This window comes from Streptomyces sp. NPDC014801 (assembly GCF_043082085.1).
In the GTDB taxonomy this organism is placed as follows: domain Bacteria; phylum Actinomycetota; class Actinomycetes; order Streptomycetales; family Streptomycetaceae; genus Streptomyces.
Genome location: NZ_JBIBXG010000005.1, coordinates 416,107 through 436,794 on the forward strand (window position 1 = coordinate 416,107; position 20,688 = coordinate 436,794).

A 20,688-nucleotide genomic window follows, 5' to 3' on the forward strand; every position below is an offset into this window, starting at 1 on the left:
GCGCGGGCGGCCCGAGAGGGAGTACGAGAAGGTGGCAGCACCTAGAAAGGGCCGGAACGCGAGCGCCCAGAGCAAGCCGTGGCGCGCGCTGGCCCTGATTCTGATCGCCATCGTGGCGCTCACCGGGGGGATGTTCGCCTCCGGGCACACCACCCCGCGGCTCGGCATCGATCTCGCCGGTGGCACGAGCATCACGCTGCGGGCGGTCCCGGAGGCCGGCCAGGAGTCGGCGATCAACAAGACCAACATGAACACCGCGGTCGAGATCATGGAGCGCCGCGTCAACGGTCTTGGTGTGTCGGAGTCCGAGGTCCAGACCCAGGGCGATCGCAACATCATCGTCAACATCCCCAAGGGCACCAACTCCAAGGAAGCCCGCGAGCAGGTCGGCACCACCGCCAAGCTCTACTTCCGCCCGGTGCTCGCCACCGAGATCTCCGGCCCCGCCGGCACGGCCAGCCCGTCGCCGAGCGGCACCGGCAGCCCCTCGGCCTCGCCGAGCGGCAAGGCGTCGGACAAGGACAAGGCCGCGGACAAGGAGAAGGCGACCGGCAAGGCGTCCTCCGCGCCGTCCGCCCACTCCACCTCCCAGGGTCGCGCCGTCTCCGACGCGCTGAAGGCCGACGCCAGCCCGTCCGCGAGCGCCTCCGGCAGCCCGAAGGCCACGCCGTCGGCCACCCCCTCCGGCTCCACCGGTGACGCGGCCGGCAAGCTCCAGGCGCAGTACGCCGCCCTGGACTGCTCCAACGCCGACCAGCGCGCCAACGCCGGCAAGGGCGCCAAGCCCACCGACTCCACGGTCGCCTGCGGCAAGAACTCCTCCGGCCAGTGGCAGAAGTACATCCTCGGCCCCGCCGGCGTCGACGGCACCGACGTGAAGAAGGCCCAGGCCGTCTTCAACACGCAGAACGCCTCCGGCTGGACCGTCACCATGGAGTTCACCTCCAAGGGTGCGAAGAAGTTCGCCGACATCACCGGCAAGCTGGCCCAGCAGCAGTCCCCGCAGAACCAGTTCGCGATCGTCCTCGACGGCAACGTGGTCTCCGACCCGTACGTCCGCGAGGCGCTGACCGGCGGCAACGCCGAGATCACCGGCCGGTTCACGCAGCAGGAGGCGCAGAGCCTGTCCAACATGCTCTCCTACGGCGCCCTGCCGCTGACCTTCAAGGAGGACAGCGTCACCACGGTGACCGCGGCCCTCGGCGGTGAGCAGCTCAAGGCCGGTCTGATCGCCGGCGCGATCGGTCTGGCGCTGGTCGTGATCTACCTGGTGGCCTACTACCGCGGCCTGGCGATGATCGCCTGCGCCTCGCTGCTGGTGTCCGCCGCGCTGACCTACGTGATCATGTCGCTGCTCGGCCCGGCCATCGGCTTCGCGCTGAACCTGCCGGCCGTGTGCGGTGCGATCGTCGCCATCGGTATCACCGCCGACTCGTTCATCGTGTACTTCGAACGCGTCCGCGACGAGATCCGCGAGGGCCGCTCGCTGCGTCCCGCCGTGGAGCGCGGCTGGCCGCGCGCCCGGCGCACCATCCTGGTCTCCGACTTCGTCTCCTTCCTGGCCGCCGCGGTGCTGTTCATCGTGACCGTCGGCAAGGTGCAGGGCTTCGCGTTCACGCTCGGTCTGACCACCCTGCTCGACGTCGTCGTGGTGTTCCTGTTCACCAAGCCGCTGCTGACGATCCTGGCCCGCCGGAAGTTCTTCGCCGAGGGCCACAAGTGGTCCGGCCTCGACCCCAAGAGCCTGGGCGCCAAGCCGCCGCTGCGCAGCACCCGTCGTTCCTCCCGTCCGGCCGCCGGCGGCCCCGTCGACCCGAAGGAGGCGTGAGAGATGTCGAAGCTCGGCAACCTCGGCGCCCGGCTCCACCGCGGCGAAGTCGGTTACGACTTCATCGGCAACCGCAAGATCTGGTACGGCGTCTCGATCCTGATCACCATCACGGCCATCCTCGGCCTGGCGGTGCGCGGCCTGAACATGGGCATCGAGTTCCAGGGCGGCGCGGTCTTCACCACCCCGAAGAACATGTCCGCCTCGGTCGCCACCGCCGAGGGCTACGCGCAGGACGCCTCCGGTCACGACGCGATCGTCCAGAAGCTCGGCGACGGCAGCCTGCGCATCCAGGTCGCCGGCATCGACACCGCCGACGCCGACCGCATCAAGGACACCCTCGCCAAGGACCTGAAGGTCGACACCGAGAAGATCAACGCCGACCTGGTCGGCCCCAGCTGGGGCGAGCAGATCGCCAACAAGGCCTGGCAGGGCCTGGCGATCTTCATGATCCTGGTCGTGATCTACCTGGCGATCGCCTTCGAGTGGCGGATGGCGCTGGCCGCGCTCGTCGCCCTGATCCACGACATCACCATCACCACCGGCATCTACGCCCTCGTCGGCTTCGAGGTCACGCCGGGTACGGTGATCGGTCTGCTGACCATCCTCGGTTACTCGCTCTACGACACGGTCGTCGTCTTCGACAGCCTCAAGGAGCAGACGAAGGACATCACCAAGCAGACCAAGTGGACCTACAGCGACGTCGCCAACCGCTCCATCAACGGCACCCTGGTCCGCTCCATCAACACCACGGTGGTCGCGCTGCTGCCGGTCGCGGGCCTGCTGTTCATCGGCGGCGGCTTCCTCGGCGCGGGCATGCTCAACGACATCTCGCTGTCGCTGTTCGTCGGCCTCGCGGCCGGTGCGTACTCCTCGATCTTCATCGCCACGCCGCTCGTCGCCGACCTCAAGGAGCGCGAGCCGCAGATGAAGGCCCTGCGCAAGCGCGTCCTGGCCAAGCGGGCCCAGGGCGCGGCCGGCCAGGAGACCGCCGCGGCCCGTACCGGCGCCGACGAGACGGACGACGCCACCCCGGCGGTCGTCGGGCCGCGCGAGCAGTCCGCGTCCCGCAACCGCGGCGGCCGTGGCCGCCCCTCCGGGAAGCGCCGATGACGGGCATCGAGGAGCTGCTGCTCAGCCGCATCCGGGACGTGGCCGACTACCCCGAGCCCGGAGTGATGTTCAAGGACATCACCCCGCTGCTCGCGGACCCGGCGGCGTTCACCGTGCTCACCGACGCGTTCGCGATGATCGCCGAGCAGACCGGCGCCACCAAGATCGTCGGCCTGGAGGCCCGGGGCTTCATCCTCGGCGCCCCGGTCGCGGTCCGCGCGGGCCTCGGCTTCATCCCGGTCCGCAAGGCGGGCAAGCTCCCCGGAGCGACCCTCAGCCAGGCCTACGACCTGGAGTACGGCTCGGCGGAGATCGAGGTGCACGCCGAGGACCTGACGCCTCAGGACCGTGTCCTGATCGTCGACGACGTCCTCGCCACCGGCGGCACCGCCCAGGCCGCGGTCCAGCTCGTCCAGCGGGCGGGCGCCACGGTCACCGGCGCGGCGGTCCTGATGGAGCTGAGCTTCCTGCAGGGCCGCCCGCGCCTGCAGGCCGCGCTCGGCGAGGCCCCGCTGCAGGCGCTGCTCACGGTCTGAGCGAGGCCCGGCCGATCGAGACAACCGCCCTGACACCGGGGGCGGGCCCGGAGGAATCCGGCGCCCGCCCCCGGTGTTTTTGCCCGGTACAGGGCCTTCACCCTGGCCTGAAGGCGATCCTGGAGCCCAGGATCGCTACGATGGGGACTCCGGAGCCTGACCGGGGGACCCGGATCGCGCACGAGGAGTCCTCTTGCCAGACGAGGCCCAGCACCTGACCGCCGCCAAGCCCGAGCCCGCCCCGGGACCCGCGGCCCAGCCCGCGCCGAGCGCGCCGCACGCGACGAACGACACCCGCGGGCCGGTGCAGCACGCCCAGGCCGCGCCCGTCGACAAGCCGGCCGAGGAGACCCGCCCCAAGCCCGCACCCCCCGAGCGGCCCGTCAACCCGCCCGTGGTCCGCGCCCCGGCCCCCCAGCCCGCGCCGCGCACCGGCTCCTCCAACCGCGTCCGCGCCCGTCTGGCCCGTCTCGGCGTCCAGCGCGCGAACCCCTACAACCCGGTCCTGGAACCGCTGCTGCGGATAGTCCGCAGCAACGACCCCAAGATCGAGAACTCGGTGCTGCGCCAGATCGAGCGCGCCTACCAGGTCGCCGAGCGCTGGCACCGCGGCCAGAAGCGCAAGAGCGGCGACCCGTACATCACGCACCCGCTCGCCGTCACCACCATCCTCGCCGAGCTGGGCATGGATCCGGCCACCCTGATGGCCGGCCTGCTGCACGACACCGTCGAGGACACCGAGTACGGCCTGGAGGACCTGCGCCGCGACTTCGGCGACGTCGTCGCCCTGCTCGTGGACGGCGTGACCAAGCTGGACAAGGTCAAGTTCGGCGAGGCCGCGCAGGCCGAGACCGTGCGCAAGATGGTCGTCGCCATGGCCAAGGACCCCCGCGTCCTCGTCATCAAGCTCGCCGACCGCCTGCACAATATGCGCACCATGCGCTACCTCAAGCGCGAGAAGCAGGAGAAGAAGGCGCGCGAGACCCTGGAGATCTACGCGCCGCTCGCCCACCGCCTGGGCATGAACACCATCAAGTGGGAGCTGGAGGACCTCGCCTTCGCGATCCTCTACCCCAAGATGTACGACGAGATCGTGCGCCTGGTCGCCGAGCGCGCCCCCAAGCGCGACGAGTACCTGGCCAAGGTGATCGACGAGGTCCAGTCGGACCTGCGCGCGGCCCGCATCCGCGCCACCGTCACCGGCCGCCCGAAGCACTACTACAGCGTCTACCAGAAGATGATCGTCCGCGGCCGTGACTTCGCGGAGATCTACGACCTGGTCGGCATCCGCGTCCTGGTGGACACCGTCCGCGACTGCTACGCCGCGCTGGGCACCGTCCACGCCCGCTGGAACCCCGTTCCCGGGCGGTTCAAGGACTACATCGCGATGCCCAAGTTCAACATGTACCAGTCGCTGCACACGACGGTCATCGGGCCCAGCGGCAAGCCGGTCGAGCTGCAGATCCGCACCTTCGACATGCACCGCCGCGCCGAGTACGGCATCGCCGCGCACTGGAAGTACAAGCAGGACGCCGTCGCCGGCGCCTCCAAGGTGCGCAGTGACGCGCCGAAGTCGTCCGGCAAGGGCAAGGACGACCACCTCAACGACATGGCGTGGCTGCGGCAGCTGCTGGACTGGCAGAAGGAGACCGAGGACCCGGGCGAGTTCCTGGAGTCCCTGCGGTTCGACCTCTCCCGCAACGAGGTCTTCGTCTTCACCCCCAAGGGCGACGTCATCGCGCTGCCGGCCGGCGCCACCCCGGTGGACTTCGCCTACGCCGTGCACACCGAGGTCGGCCACCGCACCATAGGGGCGCGGGTCAACGGCCGGCTCGTCCCGCTGGAGTCGACGCTCGACAACGGCGACCTGGTGGAGGTCTTCACCTCCAAGGCGCCCGGCGCCGGCCCGTCCCGGGACTGGCTCGGCTTCGTCAAGTCGCCCCGCGCCCGCAACAAGATCCGGGCCTGGTTCTCCAAGGAGCGCCGCGACGAGGCGATCGAGCAGGGCAAGGACGCCATCGTGCGGGCCATGCGCAAGCAGAACCTGCCGATCCAGCGCATCCTCACCGGCGACTCCCTGGTCACGCTGGCGCACGAGATGCGCTACTCGGACATCTCCGCGCTGTACGCGGCGATCGGCGAGGGCCATGTCTCGGCGCAGCACATCGTGCAGAAGCTGGTGCAGGCGCTCGGCGGCGAGGAGGCCGCCACCGAGGAGATCGACGAGTCGGTCCCGCCGGCCCGCGGCCGCTCCCGCAAGCGCCGCAGCAGCAACGACCCCGGTGTGGTCGTCAAGGGCGTCGACGACGTGTGGGTGAAGCTGGCCCGCTGTTGTACCCCGGTGCCCGGCGATCCGATCATCGGCTTCGTCACCCGCGGCAGCGGCGTATCGGTTCACCGCAGCGACTGCGTCAACGTGGAGTCGCTGTCCCGGGAGCCGGAGCGCATCCTCGACGTCGAGTGGGCGCCCACCCAGTCCTCGGTCTTCCTGGTCGCCATCCAGGTGGAGGCCCTGGACCGCTCCCGGCTGCTGTCGGACGTCACGCGCGTGCTGTCCGACCAGCACGTCAACATCCTGTCGGCGGCGGTGCAGACCTCCCGCGACCGGGTGGCCACCTCCCGGTTCACCTTCGAGATGGGCGACCCCAAGCACCTGGGGCACGTCCTGAAGGCCGTACGCGGCGTCGAGGGCGTCTACGACGTCTACCGCGTCACCTCGGCCCGCCGGCCGTCGTAGCGGACGCCACAGGGCCCTCAGGGGCCCTCACCCCGCGGCATGCGAAAGCCCCCCGTACCGGCGAGGTACGGGGGGCTTTACGCATGCGGGCCGATCCGGTGGATCAGCCGCCGAACTCCTGCAGGCCCTTCAGCGCCTGGTCCAGCAGCGCCTGGCGGCCCTCCAGCTCCCGCTCCAGCTTCTCGGCCTTCGCGGTGTTGCCCTGGGCGCGCGCCTGCTCGATCTGGCCCTTCAGCTTGTCGACGGCGGCCTGCAGCTGACCGGTCAGACCCTCGGCACGCGCGCGTGCCTCCGGGTTCGTCCGGCGCCACTCGGCCTCCTCGGCCTCCTGGATCGCCCGCTCGACGGCGTGCATCCGGCCCTCGACCTTCGGCCGGGCGTCCCGCGGCACATGGCCGATGGCCTCCCAGCGCTCGTTGATCGAGCGGAACGCGGCCCGCGCGGCCTTGAGATCCGTCACCGGCAGGAGCTTCTCGGCCTCCTCGGCCAGCTCCTCCTTCAGCTTCAGGTTCTCCGCCTGCTCGGCGTCACGCTCGGCGAAGACCGAGCTGCGCGCGGCGAAGAAGACGTCCTGGGCGCCGCGGAAGCGGTTCCACAGGTCGTCCTCGTGCTCACGCTGGGCGCGGCCCGCGGCCTTCCACTCGGCCATCAGCTCGCGGTAGCGGGCGGCCGTCGGACCCCAGTCCGTCGAGTTCGACAGCTCCTCGGCCTCGGCGACCAGCCGCTCCTTGGTGCGGCGGGCCTCCTCGCGCTGCGCGTCCAGCTGCGCGAAGTGCGCCTTGCGCCGCTTGGAGAACGCCGAGCGGGCGTGCGAGAAGCGGTGCCACAGCTCGTCGTCCGACTTGCGGTCCAGCCGGGGCAGCCCCTTCCAGGTGTCCACCAGGGCCCGCAGCCGCTCACCGGCCGCCCGCCACTGGTCGGACTGCGCCAGCTCCTCGGCCTCGACGACCAGGGCCTCCTTGGCGTGCCGTGCCTCGTCGGCCTGCTTCGCGCGCTGCGCCTTGCGCTCCTCGCGGCGCGCCTCGACGGTCTGCACGAGCTTGTCCAGGCGCGCCCGCAGCGCGTCCAGGTCACCGACCGCGTGGTGCGCGTCGACCTGCTCGCGCAGGTGGTCGATCGCGGCCATCGCGTCCTTGGCGGACAGGTCGGTGGTGCGCACTCGCTTCTCGAGGAGGCCGATCTCGACAACCAGGCCCTCGTACTTGCGCTCGAAGTAGGCCAGCGCTTCCTCGGGGGAGCCGGCCTGCCAGGAACCGACGACCTGCTCACCGTCGGCCGTTCGCACGTACACGGTCCCCGTCTCGTCGACGCGGCCCCACGGGTCGCTGCTCACAGCGCCTCCTCCACATGATGCCTGCGAGGGGCCTTCGAGCTCCCCCGGGCATCGTCCACAGTTTGTTCACCGCCAACATAGGCGACCAGCGGGTTGCCTGTCCGCATCCAGCGCGACCGAAATTTCCCCGCTGGCCACCGAGAACGCCCCCGCGGCGTCACGACTTCGTGACGGTCGCCTTGTTGATCACCACCGTCGCGTTGGGCGCGGTGTTCTGCGTGGTGGGGTCGGCGGGCTGGGCGCCGGCTCCCGCGATCTTCTTCAGCACCTTCATGCCCGCCTCGGACACCGTACCGAACGGTGTGTAGCTGGGCGGCAGCGGGCTGTCCTGGTAGACCAGGAAGAACTGGCTGCCGTTGGTGTTCGGGCCGGAGTTCGCCATCGCCACCGTGCCCGCCGGGTACACGTTGCCCTTCAGGCTCGCGTCCTTGAGGTTCTCGTCCTTCATCTTGTAGCCCGGGTCGCCCATGCCGGTGGCCGTCGGGTCGCCGCACTGCAGCACGTAGATGCCGGTGTCGGTCAGGCGGTGGCACTTGGTGTGGTCGAAGTAGCCCTTGCCCGCGAGGAAGCTGAACGAGTTCACCGTGTGCGGGGCGGCCTTCGCCTTCAGGTCGAGGTCGATCTCGCCGCACGTGGTGTCGAGCTTCATCGTGTACTTCGCCGACGTGTCGATCGTCAGCGCCGGCTCCTTGCCGAACTTCAGCTTCTTCACCGAACCCGGAGCCGGCTTCGCGCACGGGTCCTTCGGCTTGGCCGAGGCCGACGGCGTCACCTCGGCGCTCGCGTTCGCCTTGTCGTCGTCGCCCTTGAACGCACCGGTCGTGTACAGCGCGAGGCTGCCCACCACGACCACGCCGAGCACCGAGGCGATGACGGAATTGCGGACCCGCGCCTTGCGCCGCGCGTCGGTCCGCCGCTGCTGCTGCCGCAAGAACTTCTCCCGGGCGAGCTGACGCCGCCGCTGCTCCTGGCTGACCACCGGGTTTACTCCTCAATGCGTCTCGTACGTCGGTTGGGGCGCGTGCGTCTGATGAGCCGATCGCCTGCGTGTGCCCCGTACCGTATATGGGTTCGCTGAGGAATCGGCAGCGCCGGTAGGCTCTGACAGCGGGCGCGGGCCGACGCAGGCGCCCGCGAACCGACCGCAACCGCCACAACGAAGGACGATCGTGCTCATTGCCGGGTTCCCCGCCGGGGCCTGGGGGACGAACTGCTATCTCGTCGCCCCCGCCGCCGGTGAGGAGTGCGTGATCATCGACCCGGGCCACCAGGCGGCCCCCGGAGTCGAAGAGGCGCTGAAGAAGCATCGGCTCAAGCCCGTCGCCGTCGTCCTCACCCACGGCCACATCGACCACGTGGCCTCGGTCGTCCCCGTCTGCGGTGCGCACGACGTCCCGGCCTGGATCCACCCCGAGGACCGGTTCATGATGAGCGACCCCGAGAAGGGCATCGGCCGCACCATCGGCATGCCGCTCATGGGGGAGCTGACCGTGGGGGAGCCGGACGACGTCAAGGAGCTGACCGACGGCGTCAAGCTGGAGCTGGCCGGCCTGGAGCTGACCGTGTCGCACGCCCCCGGCCATACCATGGGGTCGGTGACCTTCGGGCTGCCCGAGGCGGCGGACATCCCGCCCATCCTCTTCTCGGGCGACCTGCTGTTCGCCGGCTCCATCGGACGCACCGACTTCCCCGGTGGCTCCATGGACGACATGCTCGAGTCCCTGGCCCGCGTGGTCCTGCCGCTCGACGACTCCACCGTGGTGCTGCCCGGGCACAACGAGTACACGACCATCGGCCAGGAGCGCGCCACCAACCCCTATCTGCGGCAGGTGGCCGCCGGCCAGGGAGCGGACGCCCCGCGCGCTCCCCGACGAGGAATGTGACGAGAGACCTTCCGTGAGCACCTTCAAGGCCCCCAAGGGCACGTACGACCTCATCCCGCCGGACTCCGCGAAGTACCTGGCCGTGCGCGAGGCCATCGCCGCCCCGCTGCGCACCTCCGGCTACGGCTACATCGAGACCCCCGGCTTCGAGAACGTCGAGCTGTTCGCGCGCGGTGTCGGCGAGTCCACCGACATCGTCACCAAGGAGATGTACGCCTTCGAGACCAAGGGCGGCGACAAGCTCGCCCTGCGTCCCGAGGGCACCGCCTCCGTGCTGCGCGCCGCGCTGGAGGCCAACCTGCACAAGGCGGGCAACCTCCCCGTCAAGCTGTGGTACTCCGGCTCCTACTACCGCTACGAGCGCCCGCAGAAGGGCCGTTACCGGCACTTCTCGCAGGTCGGCGCCGAGGCGATCGGCGCGGAGGACCCGGCGCTGGACGCCGAGCTGATCATCCTCGCCGACCAGGCGTACCGCTCGCTCGGCCTGCGCGACTTCCGCATCCTGCTGAACTCGCTGGGCGACAAGGAGTGCCGGCCGGTGTACCGGCAGGCGCTGCAGGACTTCCTGCGCGGTCTGGACATCGACGAGGACACCCGCCGCCGCGCCGAGATCAACCCGCTGCGCGTCCTCGACGACAAGCGCGAGTCGGTCCAGAAGCAGCTCGGCGACGCCCCGCTGCTGCGCGACTACCTCTGCGACGCCTGCAAGGCGTACCACGAGGAGGTCCGTGAGCTGATCACCGCCGCGGGCGTCACCTTCGAGGACGACCCGAAGCTGGTCCGCGGCCTGGACTACTACACCCGCACCACCTTCGAGTTCGTCCACGACGGCCTCGGCTCGCAGTCCGCGGTGGGCGGCGGCGGCCGCTACGACGGCCTGTCGGAGATGATCGGCGGCCCGGCGCTGCCGTCCGTCGGCTGGGCCCTCGGCGTGGACCGCACGGTCCTCGCCCTGGAGGCGGAGGGCGTCGCGCTCGAACTCCCCTCCACCACCAGCGTCTTCGCGGTCCCGCTCGGCGAGGAGGCCCGCCGGGTGCTGTTCGCCAAGGTCACCGAACTGCGCAAGATCGGTGTGGCGGCGGACTTCTCTTACGGCCACAAGGGCCTCAAGGGCGCGATGAAGAACGCCAACCGCAGCGGCGCCCGCTACACGATCGTCGCCGGCGAGCGCGACCTCGCCGAGGGCGTCGTCCAGCTCAAGGACATGGAGTCCGGCGAGCAGATCGCGGTCGGCGTGGGCGAGATCGTCGCGGAGCTGGAATCCCGCCTCGGCGGCTGACGACAACCCCGCCGAGGGGCGCCGGGGTCACACCCCGGCGCCCCTCGCCGTTCACGGCCCGGCCCGTGCCGGACGGTCGCGCGGACCGTCAACTCGGCGGGCGCGCATTCGTCCTGCCAGACGATTCCGACGCGCGAGCGTCACGCGCGTGTGGCCGTCGCCGGGTCCGCCCCGAGGACCCGGAGCTCGCCCGCGTCAAGGCTCCGGTTGCCCTGCGGGATCTCCACCGTGGTGGACTTTCCTGCACCGCTCGGGCCGAGCAGTCCGCACACCTTCCGGCGCGTATCCGCAGGTCGATGCCGTCTGCAGCGGTCACGTCCCCCTACCGCTTGCGCAGCCTCCGTACCTCGACGGCCGGTGTTTCCCCGTCCGCTGCTGTCCTGCCGAGAGCATCCGGCCGGAATCGAACGCTCGGCACCCACCGTGCGTACTTCCTTATGTTCATCGAACGGTGGACAGTGGGTCGCGTGCGGCACAATGGCCCTGCCCGAAGAAGGTCCAACTCTCAAGTGACGGAACCGGCGGAATGAGCAAGACGACAGTGAAGGACGTCTCCACCGAACCCGAGCCGCAGCACGCCGGGGCCGCCGCGCCGCGCTCCGTGGGCGGCAGCCGTGCCTTCGCGCTGCTGCTGGTGATCACCGGCGCGGCCGGACTGCTCGCCGCCTGGGTCATCACGCTCGACAAGTTCAAGCTCCTCGAGGCCAAGGTCGCGGGCAAGACGTTCACCCCCGGCTGCAGCCTCAACCCGGTCGTCTCCTGCGGCAGCGTGATGGAGTCCAAGCAGGCCGCCGCCTTCGGGTTCCCCAACCCGATGCTCGGCCTGGTCTGCTACGGCATCGTCGTCTGCGTCGGCATGAGCCTGCTCGCCCGCGCCCGCTTCCCGCGCTGGTACTGGCTCACCTTCAACTTCGGCACGCTGTTCGGCGTGGGGTTCTGCACCTGGCTGCAGTTCCAGTCGCTGTACCGGATCAACGCGCTGTGCCTGTGGTGCTGCCTGGCCTGGGTCGCCACGATCATCATGTTCTGGTACGTGACCTCGTTCAACATCCGCAACGACCTGCTGCCCGCCCCGCGCTGGCTCAAGGGCTTCTTCGGCGAGTTCACCTGGGTGATGCCGGTGCTGCACATCGGCATCGTCGGCATGCTGGTGCTGACCCGCTGGTGGGACTTCTGGACCAGCTGAGGCGCCGGCCGCCCTCCGGCTGAGGCGCCACACCCAGCGGCTGTGGCGCCCGTCGCCCACCGGCTGAGCCACCCGCCGCCCGCAGCCCCCGCAGCACCCGACCCCGCAGCCCCCGCAGCACCCGACCCCGGCCGGCCGCCCCCCGCGGCCGGCCGCGTTGTCAGTGCGGTGATTTAGGGTTTCTGGCGTGGAGCCCGACCTGTTCACCGCCGCAGCAGAAGAACGCCAGGAGAAGGACCCGACGACCAGTCCCCTCGCGGTCCGGATGCGTCCGCGCACCCTCGACGAGGTCGTCGGCCAGCAGCACCTGCTCAAGCCGGGCTCACCCCTGCGCCGCCTGGTGGGGGAGGGCGTCGGCGGCCCGGCCGGGCCGTCCTCGGTGATCCTGTGGGGCCCGCCCGGCACCGGCAAGACCACCCTCGCCTACGTCGTCTCCAAGGCCACCAACAAGCGCTTCGTGGAGCTGTCCGCGATCACCGCGGGCGTGAAAGAGGTCCGCACGGTCATCGACGGCGCCCGCCGCGCCAGCGGCGGCTACGGCCAGGAGACGGTCCTCTTCCTCGACGAGATCCACCGCTTCAGCAAGGCCCAGCAGGACTCCCTCCTGCCGGCCGTCGAGAACCGCTGGGTGACCCTGATCGCGGCGACGACGGAGAACCCGTACTTCTCGGTGATCTCCCCCCTGCTCTCCCGCTCCCTGCTGCTCACCCTCGAACCGCTCACCGACGACGACATCCGCGGCCTGCTCCGGCGCGCCCTCGCCGACGAGCGCGGCCTGAAGGAGGCCGTCGGCCTGCCCGAGGACACCGAGGACCACCTGCTGCGGATCGCCGGCGGAGACGCGCGCCGCGCCCTGACCGCCCTGGAGGCGGCCGCCGGGGCCGCCCTGGACAAGGGCGAGACGGAGATCTCCCTGTCCACCCTGGAGGAGACCGTCGACCGGGCCGCGGTGAAGTACGACCGCGACGGCGACCAGCACTACGACGTCGCCAGCGCCCTGATCAAGTCCATCCGCGGCTCCGACGTCGACGCCGCCCTGCACTACCTGGCCCGCATGATCGAGGCCGGCGAGGACCCCCGGTTCATCGCCCGCCGGCTGATGATCTCCGCCAGCGAGGACATCGGCCTCGCCGACCCGAACGCCCTGCCGATCGCGGTCGCCGCCGCCCAGGCCGTCGCCATGATCGGCTTCCCGGAGGCCGCGCTCACCCTCAGCCACGCCACCATCGCCCTCGCGCTCGCCCCCAAGTCCAACGCCGCCACCACCGCGATCGGCGCCGCCCTGGACGACGTACGCAAGGGACTGGCCGGGCCCGTGCCGGCGCATCTGCGCGACAGCCACTACCAGGGCGCCGGCAAGCTCGGGCACGGCAAGGGGTACGTCTACCCGCACGACCTGGCCGAGGGCATCGCCGCCCAGCAGTACGCCCCGGACGCCCTGAAGGACCGCGAGTACTACACCCCGACCCGGCACGGCGCCGAGGCGCGCTACGCGGACGCGGTGGAGTGGACCCGCAAGCACCTCGGTCGCAAGCGGTCGTGAGGGCCCTGTAGACTGCTCCGAAGTGCCGAGTCCCGTGCTGTCAGAGCGGGACAGCCGGCCGGAACCCTCCGCGGGTTCCAGGAGCGTCGCGCACCGTCGAACGGTGTCGCGGGCAGCCCACCACCACCCGGAGCCCCGGGAGAGGTCGGTGGGCCACTCGCGTGCTGCACGTATGTGCCCAGACCAGGGAGCGGCTGCCCACCTTCGTCCATCGCGGCGAGGCGGGTTTCCCCGGCTGCGGATGCGACCTCCCGCAACCCTGACAAGCCGAAACTAGGAAAAGAGAAACAGTGGCGAACCAGTCCCGCCCCAAGGTCAAGAAGTCGCGTGCCCTCGGCATCGCGCTGACCCCGAAGGCCGTCAAGTACTTCGAGGCCCGCCCCTACCCGCCGGGTGAGCACGGCCGCGGCCGCAAGCAGAACTCGGACTACAAGGTCCGTCTGCTCGAGAAGCAGCGCCTGCGCGCTCAGTACGACATCTCCGAGCGCCAGCTGGTCCGCGCCTACGAGCGCGCGTCCAAGGTCCAGGGCAAGACCGGTGAGGCCCTGATCGTGGAGCTGGAGAAGCGCCTCGACGCGCTGGTCCTGCGCTCCGGCATCGCCCGGACGATCTACCAGGCCCGCCAGATGGTCGTCCACGGCCACATCCAGGTCAACGGCAAGAAGGTCGACAAGCCGTCCTTCGTCGTCCGTCCCGACGATGTCGTCCAGGTCCGCGACCGCTCCAAGGAGAAGACGCTCTTCACGATCGCCCGTGAGGGTGGCTTCGCCCCCGACGGCGAGACCCCGCGCTACCTGCAGGTGAACCTCAAGGCCCTGGCGTTCCGCCTGGACCGCGAGCCGAACCGCAAGGAGATCCCGGTGATCTGCGACGAGCAGCTCGTCGTCGAGTACTACGCCCGCTGATCCACGGCAGGCGCGAGCACTCCTCAGCCCGTCGTCTCCCCGCCCTTCCGGGTGGGCGAGGCGGCGGGCTGCCGCGTTGTACCGCCGTCCCGCACCGCCCTGCGCGGCGGCGGCACCGCGCGCAGCGACCGGCGCCCGCGCAGCGCCCGTGTCACCGCCTCGGACCGGTCCAGCAGGCGCCCCCGGTCCAGGCACTCCTCGTAGCGCGCGTCGCCGAGCCGCTCCCGGGCCATCGCCTCGCACCGCCGGTGCGGACCGCTGTAGTGGGCGGAGCCGAACAGCGGCAGCCCCACCGACGGCCACATCCGGGCCGCCGCGCCCTGCAGCACCGCCGCCTCCACCGCGTCCCCCTCGGAGGCGGTGACCAGCGCCAGCAGCTCCATCGCCAGCACCGAGCCGAGCAGATCGTGAAACGCGTGCGCGCTGCCCAGGCACTCGGTCAGCAGCGCCCGCGCCCGCGGCAGGTCCTCCTGCGCCCAGGCCGCGTACGCCAGCACGAACAGCGCGTACGACAGCGCCCACCGCTCGCCGTGGTCCTCGCACACCCGGCGCACGTCCTCGCTCAGCCGCACCGCGTCCGGCAGGTCCCCCTGGAACGCCCTCGTCATCGCCAGTTCCACCTGGGCCATCAGCACGTTGCTGTTGAGCTCGCCGATCTCGCGGTAGCGCTCCAGCGCCGAGCGCAACAGCCGCTCCGCACGCGCCATGTCGTCCGTGACCAGCGCCAGACAGCCGGTGCGGTGCTCGGCGTAGGCGATGCCCGTCGCGCTGCCCAGCCGCTCCGCCTCCGACCGGCACTCGGTCAGGGCCGCCAGCGCCGGGACCGGGTCGCCCTGCAGGATCGCCACATAGCCCAGCACCCACAGCGCCTTCAGCCGCGGCTGTTCGCCCGCGCTGTGCCCGGTCCCCTCCGTCTCCAGCTCCAGGCTGCGGCCCAGCCAGTGCCGGCCCTCGGCCAGCCGCCCGCAGCCCACCCAGTAGAACCACAGGGAACCGGCCAGATACTGGCCCAGATGCGCCTCGCCCGGCTCGCTCAGGCAGTGCTCCAGCGCGCACCGCAGATTCGGCAGTTCGGCCTCGACGCGCTCGGCCACCTCCGCCTGCCGGGGTGAGAACCAGTCCAGCTCGCACCACGTCGCCAGGCCCATGTACCAGTCGCGGTGGCGGCGCCGCATCCGCTCCGCGTCCCCCGTCGCCGCGAGCCACTCGGCGCCGTAGGCCCGGATCGTGTCGAGCATGCGGTAGCGGGTGCCCGACGCGGTCTCCTCACGGGTGACGACGGACTGCGCGATCAGCTCGGTCAGCACGTCCAGGACGTCTTCGGCGGGCAGGCCGTGCCCGCTGCACACGTACTCGACCGCGTCCAGGTCGAACTGCCCCGCGAACACCGTGAGGCGGGCCCACAGCAGCCGCTCGGGCGCCGTGCACAGCTCGTGGCTCCAGCCGATCGCGGTGCGCAGGGTGCGGTGCCGGGGCAGCGCGTCCCGCGTCCCGCCCGCCAGCAGCCGGAACCGGTCGTCGAGGCGCTCCAGCAGCTGCCCCGGCGACAGCGCCCGCAGCCGCCCGGCCGCCAGTTCCAGGGCCAGCGGGATCCCGTCCAGGCGCCGGCACAGCTCCGGCACCCGGGGGTCGTCGCCCACCGGCACCCCCAGCGCGGCGGCGCGGTCGGCGAACAGCTCCACCGCCTCCTCCTCGCCGAGCGGCGCCAGCGTCAGCAGCCGTTCCCCGGCCAGCAGCAGCGGCCGGCGCCCCACCGCCAGGATCCGCAGCCCGGGCAGCCGGGCCAGCAGATCGGCGACCAGGTCGGCACAGGCCTCGGCCAGGTGCTCGAACCCGTCGAGCAGCAGCAGGAGTTCCCGCCCGGCGAGATGCGCGAGCAGCGTCTCGCGGGGACCCCGGCGGGTGTGGTCGGTCAGTCCGAGCGCCTCCACGAGGGCGTACTCGACGAGTCCGCCGTCGCGCAGCGGCGCCAGGTCCACGTGCCACACGCCGTCGCGGACCGGGCAGTGCGCCGCCGCCCGGGCCGCCAGCCGCGACTTGCCGACCCCGCCCGGACCGGTCACCGTCACCAGCCGTGTCAGGCGCAGGGCCTCGGCCAGCTCGGCCAGTTCGGCGGCGCGGCCGACGAACGCGGTGGATTCCGCAGGCAGGTTGCCGCCCTGGGGGGACCCGGCGCGTTGATGATCTCGCATGGGACACGGAGCGTACTGAACCGTAATCACCGCGTACAATCGCTTCCCGGAACTCCGGCGTCCACGCCCCCTAATCCGGTACGGAGCCCGAGCCCCGGCGCGATAGGCTCGGTGCACGACTTTCTCGATGTTCAGGCACGTTTCAGGGAGCGGGTGCGCACAGTGTCCGGTGGAGAGGTGGCCGGGATCCTGGTGGCCGTGTTCTGGGCGATCCTGGTCTCCTTCCTCGCGGTGGCTCTCGCGAGGCTGGCCCAGACGCTCAAGGCGACCACCAAGCTCGTGGCGGACGTGACCGACCAGGCCGTCCCGCTGCTGGCCGACGCCTCCGCGGCGGTGCGCTCCGCGCAGACCCAGATCGACCGGGTCGACGCGATCGCCTCCGACGTGCAGGAGGTCACCTCCAACGCCTCCGCGCTGTCGACCACGGTCGCCTCCACCTTCGGCGGCCCGCTGGTCAAGGTCGCGGCCTTCGGCTACGGCGTCCGCCGGGCGCTCGGCGGCCGCAAGGGGGACGTGCCCGCGCAGGAAGCGAGGCGTACCGTGATCGTGGGCCGCACCGTCCCGATCACGCGACGGGGCAAGCGGAAGTAAGGACTGAGACCGAGCGATGTTCCGCCGTACGTTCTGGTTCACCACGGGCGTCGCCGCCGGTGTGTGGGCCACCACCAAGGTCAACCGCAAGCTGAAGCAGCTGACGCCCGAGCACCTCGCCGCGACCGCGGCGAACAAGGCGCTCGAGACGGGCCAGCGGCTCAAGGACCGAGCGGTGGGGTTCGCCCTCGACGTCCGCGACAACATGGCCCAGCGGGAGGCCGAGCTCGAGGAGGCCCTCGGCATCCACGAGAACCCGGAACTCCCCGCCCCCCGGCGGCTCGCCGCCATCGAGAACAACCGCAGCAACCCGACGTACGTCGAGAACACGGCGTACTCGTACAACCGGAATGAGGACCACTGATGGAGTCGGCTGAGATCCGCCGTCGCTGGCTGAGCTTCTTCGAGGAGCGCGGGCACACCGTCGTCCCTTCGGCGTCGCTCATCGCGGACGACCCGACTCTGCTCCTCGTCCCGGCCGGCATGGTGCCCTTCAAGCCCTACTTCCTGGGCGAGGTCAAGCCGCCGTTCCCGCGCGCCACCAGCGTGCAGAAGTGCGTGCGCACGCCCGACATCGAAGAGGTCGGCAAGACCACGCGCCACGGCACGTTCTTCCAGATGTGCGGCAACTTCTCCTTCGGCGACTACTTCAAGGAAGGCGCCATCACGTACGCCTGGGAGCTGCTCACCACGCCCCAGGACAAGGGTGGTTACGGCCTGGAGCCGGAGAAGCTCTGGATCACCGTCTACCAGGACGACGACGAGGCCGAGCGCATCTGGCACGAGGTCGTCGGCGTGCCGAAGGAGCGCATCCAGCGCCTCGGCATGAAGGACAACTACTGGTCCATGGGCGTGCCCGGCCCGTGCGGCCCCTGCTCCGAGATCAACTACGACCGCGGCCCCGAGTTCGGCGTCGAGGGCGGCCCCGCCGTCAACGACGAGCGGTACGTGGAGATCTGGAACCTCGTCTTCATGCAGTACGAGCGCGGCGAGGGCATCGGCAAGGACAACTTCGAGATCCTCGGCGAGCTGCCGAGCAAGAACATCGACACGGGCCTCGGCCTGGAGCGTCTCGCCATGATTCTGCAGGGCGTGCAGAACATGTACGAGATCGACACCTCCATGGCCGTCATCAACAAGGCCACCGAGCTGACCGGCGTGGCCTACGGCGACGCCCACGACTCGGACGTCTCCCTGCGCGTGGTCACCGACCACATGCGCACCTCGGTGATGCTCATCGGTGACGGCGTCACCCCCGGCAACGAGGGCCGCGGCTACGTCCTGCGCCGCATCATGCGCCGCGCCATCCGCAACATGCGCCTCCTCGGTGCCACCGGTCCGGTCGTCAAGGACCTGATCGACACCGTGATCGGCATGATGGGCCAGCAGTACCCCGAGCTGATCACCGACCGTGAGCGCATCGAGAAGGTCGCCGTCGCCGAGGAGAACGCCTTCCTCAAGACGCTGAAGGCCGGCACCAACATCCTCGACACCGCCGTCACCGAGACCAAGCAGTCCGGCGGCACGGTCCTGTCCGGCGAGAAGGCCTTCCTGCTCCACGACACCTGGGGCTTCCCGATCGACCTCACCCTCGAGATGGCCGCCGAGCAGGGGCTGTCCGTGGACGAGGACGGCTTCCGCCGCCTGATGAAGGAGCAGCGGGAGCGCGCCAAGGCCGACGCCCAGGCCAAGAAGACCGGCCACGCCGACCTCGGTGCCTACCGGGAGATCGCCGACACCGCCGGCGAGACCGACTTCATCGGCTACACCGACACCGAGGGCGAGTCCACGATCGTCGGCATCCTCGTCGACGGCGTGTCCTCGCCGGCCGCCACCGAGGGCGACGAGGTGGAGATCGTCCTCGACCGCACCCCGTTCTACGCCGAGGGCGGCGGCCAGATCGGCGACACCGGCAGGATCAAGGCCGACTCCGGTGCCGTCATCGAGATCCGCGACTGCCAGAAGCCGGTCCCGGGTGTCTACGTCCACAAGGGCGTCGTCCAGGTCGGCGAGGTCACCGTCGGCGCCAAGGCCCACGCCTCGATCGACGCCCGCCGCCGGCACGCCATCGCCCGCGCCCACTCGGCCACCCACCTGACCCACCAGGCCCTGCGCGACGCCCTCGGCCCGACGGCCGCCCAGGCCGGTTCCGAGAACCAGCCCGGCCGCTTCCGCTTCGACTTCGGCTCCCCGTCCGCCGTGCCGACGGCCGTGATGACCGACGTCGAGCAGAAGATCAACGAGGTGCTCGCCCGCGACCTGTCGGTGCACGCCGAGGTCATGGGCATCGACGAGGCCAAGAAGCAGGGCGCCATCGCCGAGTTCGGCGAGAAGTACGGCGAGCGGGTCCGCGTGGTCACCATCGGCGACTTCTCCAAGGAGCTGTGCGGCGGCACCCACGTGCACAACACCTCCCAGCTGGGTCTGGTGAAGCTGCTCGGCGAGTCCTCCATCGGCTCCGGTGTGCGCCGTATCGAGGCCCTCGTCGGGGTGGACGCCTACAGCTTCCTCGCCCGGGAGCACACGGTCGTCAACCAGCTCACCGAGCTGCTCAAGGGCCGCCCGGAGGAGCTGCCGGAGAAGGTCTCCGCCATGCTCGGCAAGCTGAAGGACGCCGAGAAGGAGATCGAGAAGTTCCGCGCCGAGAAGGTGCTGCAGGCCGCCGCCGGCCTCGCCGAGTCCGCCAAGGACGTGCGCGGCGTGGCCCTCGTCACCGGCCAGGTCCCGGACGGCACCACCCCCGACGACCTGCGCAAGCTGGTCCTCGACGTGCGCGGCCGCATCCAGGGCGGCCGGGCCGCCGTGGTCGCCCTGTTCACGGTGAACAACGGCAAGCCGCTGACGGTCATCGCCACCAACGAGGCCGCCCGCGAGCGCGGTCTCAAGGCCGGTGACCTGGTCCGCACCGCCGCCAAGACCCTCGGTGGCGGCGGTGGCGGCAAGCCGGACGTCGCCCAGGGCGGCGGCCAGAACCCGGCCGCCGTCGGCGAGGCCGTCGACGCCGTCGAGCGCCTCGTCGCCGAGACGGCCAAGTGACGGCCGGGTAAGGAAACGGTCGGAAACATGCGCAGAGGACGCCGGCTCTCGATCGACGTCGGGGACGCCCGGATCGGGGTCGCCTCGTGCGACCCCGACGGGATCCTCGCCACCCCGGTGGAGACGGTCCCGGGCCGGGACGTCCCCGCCGCCCACCGCCGCCTGCGGCAGCTGGTGGAGGAGTACGAACCGATCGAGGTCGTCGTCGGCCTCCCTCGTTCCCTCAAGGGGGGCGAGGGCCCGGCCGCGGTCAAGGTCCGCGCCTTCGCCCAGGAGCTGGCCCGGGGCATCGCGCCGGTGCCGGTCCGCCTGGTGGACGAGCGGATGACCACGGTCACGGCGAGCCAGGGGCTGCGCGCCTCGGGCGTGAAGTCCAAGAAGGGCCGCTCGGTCATCGACCAGGCGGCCGCCGTCATCATCCTGCAGCAGGCGCTCGAATCCGAACGGGTGTCAGGGACGGCACCCGGCGAGGGCGTCGAAGTGGTCATCTGATCGCGATACGGTAACGTTCCGCGCGGTGCGGCGG

The 20,688-nt window shown here is 70.9% G+C and carries 16 protein-coding genes and 1 pseudogene; 13 read left to right on the forward strand and 4 right to left on the reverse strand.

Annotated features, from left to right (window positions below; translation table 11 throughout):
• Positions 1 to 31: 31 nt before the first annotated feature.
• The 4 genes from secD (at position 32) to relA (ending at position 6,214) form a co-directional block, all read left to right on the forward strand.
• The gene (gene secD, locus ACF1AL_RS14185; protein WP_384206462.1) at positions 32 to 1,828 is read left to right on the forward strand and encodes a protein translocase subunit SecD; all 1,797 of its coding nucleotides are present in this window, start codon (positions 32 to 34) and stop codon (positions 1,826 to 1,828) included.
• 3 nt (positions 1,829 to 1,831) lie between these two features.
• Positions 1,832 to 2,941 (forward strand): protein translocase subunit SecF, encoded by a 1,110-nt coding sequence (gene secF / locus ACF1AL_RS14190; protein ID WP_391657785.1) that lies wholly within the window; start codon positions 1,832 to 1,834, stop codon positions 2,939 to 2,941.
• Positions 2,938 to 3,477 carry an adenine phosphoribosyltransferase gene (locus tag ACF1AL_RS14195; RefSeq protein WP_391657786.1) on the forward strand — a complete coding sequence of 180 codons (540 nt, stop codon included), beginning with the start codon at positions 2,938 to 2,940 and terminating at the stop codon, positions 3,475 to 3,477. The genes secF and ACF1AL_RS14195 overlap by 4 nt, the downstream gene beginning before the upstream one ends.
• 193 nt (positions 3,478 to 3,670) lie before the next feature.
• Entirely contained in the window at positions 3,671 to 6,214 is a 2,544-nt protein-coding gene (gene relA, locus ACF1AL_RS14200; RefSeq protein WP_366838324.1) for a GTP pyrophosphokinase, read from the forward strand.
• Positions 6,215 to 6,317: 103 nt separating this feature from the next.
• On the opposite strand, the gene ACF1AL_RS14205 is transcribed toward relA, so the two are convergent.
• Together ACF1AL_RS14205 and ACF1AL_RS14210 are read right to left on the reverse strand one after the other, a co-directional pair.
• Positions 6,318 to 7,547, reverse strand: coding sequence for a DUF349 domain-containing protein (locus ACF1AL_RS14205; protein ID WP_391657788.1), 1,230 nt, complete (start codon positions 7,545 to 7,547; stop codon positions 6,318 to 6,320).
• A 157-nt stretch (positions 7,548 to 7,704) separates the two neighbouring features.
• On the reverse strand, positions 7,705 to 8,526 hold the full coding sequence (locus tag ACF1AL_RS14210) for a peptidylprolyl isomerase (protein WP_391657789.1): 822 nt from the start codon (positions 8,524 to 8,526) through the stop codon (positions 7,705 to 7,707).
• A 190-nt stretch (positions 8,527 to 8,716) separates the two neighbouring features.
• On the opposite strand from ACF1AL_RS14210, the gene ACF1AL_RS14215 reads away from it, so the two are divergent.
• Both ACF1AL_RS14215 and hisS read left to right on the forward strand, forming a co-directional pair.
• Positions 8,717 to 9,430 carry an MBL fold metallo-hydrolase gene (locus ACF1AL_RS14215; RefSeq protein ID WP_391826008.1) on the forward strand — a complete coding sequence of 238 codons (714 nt, stop codon included), beginning with the start codon at positions 8,717 to 8,719 and terminating at the stop codon, positions 9,428 to 9,430.
• Positions 9,431 to 9,443: 13 nt separating this feature from the next.
• On the forward strand, positions 9,444 to 10,709 hold the full coding sequence (gene hisS, locus ACF1AL_RS14220) for a histidine--tRNA ligase (protein WP_391826009.1): 1,266 nt from the start codon (positions 9,444 to 9,446) through the stop codon (positions 10,707 to 10,709).
• Between the two features lie 65 nt (positions 10,710 to 10,774).
• On the opposite strand, the pseudogene ACF1AL_RS14225 reads toward hisS, so the two are convergent.
• A pseudogene (locus ACF1AL_RS14225) lies at positions 10,775 to 11,025 on the reverse strand (ATP-binding cassette domain-containing protein); the annotation flags it as partial.
• 210 nt (positions 11,026 to 11,235) lie between these two features.
• Here ACF1AL_RS14225 and ACF1AL_RS14230 point away from each other — a divergent pair.
• The 3 genes from ACF1AL_RS14230 (at position 11,236) to rpsD (ending at position 14,343) form a co-directional block, all read left to right on the forward strand.
• A complete protein-coding gene (locus ACF1AL_RS14230; protein WP_391826010.1) occupies positions 11,236 to 11,895 on the forward strand; it encodes a vitamin K epoxide reductase family protein in 660 nt (219 codons plus the stop codon).
• Positions 11,896 to 12,082: 187 nt separating this feature from the next.
• Positions 12,083 to 13,438, forward strand: a complete 1,356-nt coding sequence (locus ACF1AL_RS14235; RefSeq protein WP_366838318.1) for a replication-associated recombination protein A — start codon at positions 12,083 to 12,085, stop codon at positions 13,436 to 13,438.
• 290 nt (positions 13,439 to 13,728) lie between these two features.
• Entirely contained in the window at positions 13,729 to 14,343 is a 615-nt protein-coding gene (gene rpsD / locus ACF1AL_RS14240; protein WP_029383113.1) for a 30S ribosomal protein S4, read from the forward strand.
• A 23-nt stretch (positions 14,344 to 14,366) separates the two neighbouring features.
• Here the strand turns inward: rpsD and ACF1AL_RS14245 are convergent, their stop codons facing one another.
• Entirely contained in the window at positions 14,367 to 16,535 is a 2,169-nt protein-coding gene (locus ACF1AL_RS14245) for an ATP-binding protein (RefSeq protein ID WP_391780217.1), read from the reverse strand.
• A gap of 153 nt (positions 16,536 to 16,688) precedes the next feature.
• On the opposite strand from ACF1AL_RS14245, the gene ACF1AL_RS14250 reads away from it, so the two are divergent.
• The 4 genes from ACF1AL_RS14250 to ruvX are packed head-to-tail and all read left to right on the forward strand — an operon-like array spanning position 16,689 to position 20,654.
• Entirely contained in the window at positions 16,689 to 17,126 is a 438-nt protein-coding gene (locus ACF1AL_RS14250) for a DUF948 domain-containing protein (protein ID WP_366838316.1), read from the forward strand.
• A 16-nt stretch (positions 17,127 to 17,142) separates the two neighbouring features.
• Positions 17,143 to 17,490 (forward strand): hypothetical protein, encoded by a 348-nt coding sequence (locus ACF1AL_RS14255; protein ID WP_366838315.1) that lies wholly within the window; start codon positions 17,143 to 17,145, stop codon positions 17,488 to 17,490.
• Complete coding sequence (alaS, locus tag ACF1AL_RS14260; RefSeq protein ID WP_391826011.1) at positions 17,490 to 20,162, forward strand: alanine--tRNA ligase; 2,673 nt, start codon at positions 17,490 to 17,492, stop codon at positions 20,160 to 20,162. The genes ACF1AL_RS14255 and alaS overlap by 1 nt, the downstream gene beginning before the upstream one ends.
• Positions 20,163 to 20,189: 27 nt before the next feature.
• Complete coding sequence (ruvX, locus tag ACF1AL_RS14265) at positions 20,190 to 20,654, forward strand: Holliday junction resolvase RuvX (protein WP_366838313.1); 465 nt, start codon at positions 20,190 to 20,192, stop codon at positions 20,652 to 20,654.
• The last annotated feature ends 34 nt before the right edge of the window (positions 20,655 to 20,688 follow it).

Coding starts and splice junctions, on each gene's coding strand:
- secF (WP_391657785.1), top strand. CDS start 1,832: ATGTCGAAGCTCGGCAACCTCGGCGCCCGGCTCCACCGCGGCGAAGTC.
- ACF1AL_RS14195 (WP_391657786.1), top strand. CDS start 2,938: ATGACGGGCATCGAGGAGCTGCTGCTCAGCCGCATCCGGGACGTGGCC.
- ACF1AL_RS14230 (WP_391826010.1), top strand. CDS start 11,236: ATGAGCAAGACGACAGTGAAGGACGTCTCCACCGAACCCGAGCCGCAG.
- ACF1AL_RS14245 (WP_391780217.1), bottom strand. CDS start 16,535: ATGCGAGATCATCAACGCGCCGGGTCCCCCCAGGGCGGCAACCTGCCT.
- ACF1AL_RS14255 (WP_366838315.1), top strand. CDS start 17,143: ATGTTCCGCCGTACGTTCTGGTTCACCACGGGCGTCGCCGCCGGTGTG.
- alaS (WP_391826011.1), top strand. CDS start 17,490: ATGGAGTCGGCTGAGATCCGCCGTCGCTGGCTGAGCTTCTTCGAGGAG.
- ruvX (WP_366838313.1), top strand. CDS start 20,190: ATGCGCAGAGGACGCCGGCTCTCGATCGACGTCGGGGACGCCCGGATC.